The sequence below is a fragment of the Terriglobia bacterium genome (genome assembly GCA_036496425.1).
Lineage (GTDB): Bacteria > Acidobacteriota > Terriglobia > 20CM-2-55-15 > 20CM-2-55-15 > 20CM-2-55-15.
On sequence record DASXLG010000064.1, the window covers coordinates 1 to 2048 of the forward strand.

A 2048-nucleotide genomic window follows, 5' to 3' on the forward strand; every position below is an offset into this window, starting at 1 on the left:
GGGACCGGAACACAAAAGGCACAAGAAGCACAAGAAAATGGAATTCGGTTCTGATTTCTTGTGCTTCTTGTGCCTTTTGTGTTCCGGTCCCCCATTACTCCCACTCAATCGTTGCAGGCGGTTTCGACGTGATGTCGTACACCACCCGGTTGATTCCCTTCACTTCATTGACGATGCGATTCGAAACCACGCCCATCAGGTCGTATGGCAGGCGGACCCAGTCGGCGGTCATGCCGTCGCTGCTATGGACGGCGCGGATCGCGAGCGTGTGTTCGTAGGTTCGAATGTCGCCCATCACGCCGACGCTCTTCACCGGCAGCAGGACGCAGAAGGACTGCCAGATTTCGCGATACAGACCGGCCTTCTTGATCTCGGAAATGAGAATGTCGTCCGCCTCCTGGAGGGTCCGCACACCTTCGCGGGTGATCTCGCCCATGATGCGAACGGCAAGGCCCGGTCCGGGAAACGGTTGCCGCCAGACCATGTCCTCCGGCAAGCCGAGTTGCAGTCCGGCGCGCCGGACTTCGTCCTTGAACAATTCGCGCAGCGGCTCCACCAGCTTCAGATGCATTCGTTCCGGCAGCCCGCCCACATTGTGATGAGACTTGATCGTTTGTGACGGTCCTTTGACGGAAACCGATTCGATCACATCCGGGTACAGCGTTCCCTGCACCAGGAAATCCACCGCGCCGGCGATCTTCGCCTCTTCCTCAAAAACCCGGATGAATTCATTCCCGATCAGCTTGCGCTTTTTCTCAGGGTCGGTAACGCCTGCGAGCATATTGAGAAATCGCTCCGAAGCATCGATGCCGCGCACGTTCAAATGCAGATTCTCACGCAACATCGAGAGGACCTTCTCGAATTCGTTTTTACGAAGCAGTCCGGTATTCACGAAAACGCCGATAAGACGGTCGCCGATTGCGCGCGACACCAGGGTTGCGGCAACAGTGGAGTCCACGCCGCCGCTGATGGCGCACAGGGCCCGGCCGTCGCCGATCTGCTTCCGGATGCGATCGATGGAATTTTCGATGAACGATCCGATCGTCCAGTCGCCCGAGCAGCCGCAGACATCGAACACAAACCGGCGCAGAACTTCGGACCCATTTTCCGTGTGGGTGACCTCTGGATGAAATTGAACGCCGAAGACTTTCCGCGTGCGGTCTTCCATCGCCGCAATGGTGTTCTGCGTTCGCGCGGTTATCTGAAATCCCGGCGGCGGCTCCAGGATGCGGTCGCCGTGGCTCATCCAGACCCGGCGCATGCCATCGAAAAGACAGGAAGACTGCAAGGAATCGAGTTCACGCGGGCCATACTCGCGCTGTGTCGCGGGCTCCACCCGGCCTCCCATTTCCTTCCCGATGAGCTGCATTCCATAACAGATTCCCAGAATGGGAACGCCAAGCTGCATGATTGCGGGATCGCTGATCGGCGCATCCGTCTCATAAACCGATGCCGGGCCGCCGGACAGGATGATGCCTCTAGGATGCTGGGCTTTGATCTTCTCCACGGGCGTGTTGAACGGAACGATCTCCGTATAGACGTTCGCCTCGCGTATCCGCCTGCCGATCAATTGTGTGTATTGTCCGCCAAAATCGAGGATGAGTATCGTTTCAAACTGCGACGACATTTTGCCTCATTACCATAACACCAACCGCCGAGAACCTCACGAGGAGCAGGTAACTGTGCACAAGGCTGAGAAGTAAAATGGAAACACCTGTGGCTCCCAGCATTGCCAGCGCCTGGCTCAGCCGCGCTACATTGAGGTACCCTGCAGCGAGAATCACCACAAACGACGCGGCGATCATCATTTCGAATGACATGAGTATTCCTACCAGAGCGCTGACCCGGATGAGGTCCGTCCCGAGAAGCTCAATGGCGTCGGCGCGGATCAGAGTCTCGACCAGGGTGAGGCAAAACGCGGCCGTTAGAAAGAGCAGGATGGCGAGGACAGGAGCGCCCTCGAGCCAGACCGGCAGGAGGATCAGCGCGACGGTGGTCAGTAATACCGTCTTCATCACTCTTGACGCCAGGTATGCAGTCGCGGGGGG

2 protein-coding genes are annotated in these 2048 nt (G+C 57.9%); both read right to left on the reverse strand.

From position 1 onward, the window contains the following. Nucleotides 1-94: 94 nt before the first annotated feature. Nucleotides 95-1627 carry a glutamine-hydrolyzing GMP synthase gene (guaA, locus tag VGK48_04135; GenBank protein ID HEY2380353.1) on the reverse strand — a complete coding sequence of 511 codons (1533 nt, stop codon included), beginning with the start codon at nucleotides 1625-1627 and terminating at the stop codon, nucleotides 95-97. Then, a partial coding sequence (locus VGK48_04140; protein ID HEY2380354.1) for a hypothetical protein occupies nucleotides 1611-2048 on the reverse strand: 438 nt, incomplete at its 5' end. The genes guaA and VGK48_04140, both read right to left, overlap by 17 nt.

What these genes read in the sequence shown, in the direction of transcription:
- guaA (HEY2380353.1), bottom strand. Translation starts at nt 1,627, where the DNA reads ATGTCGTCGCAGTTTGAAACGATACTCATCCTCGATTTTGGCGGACAA.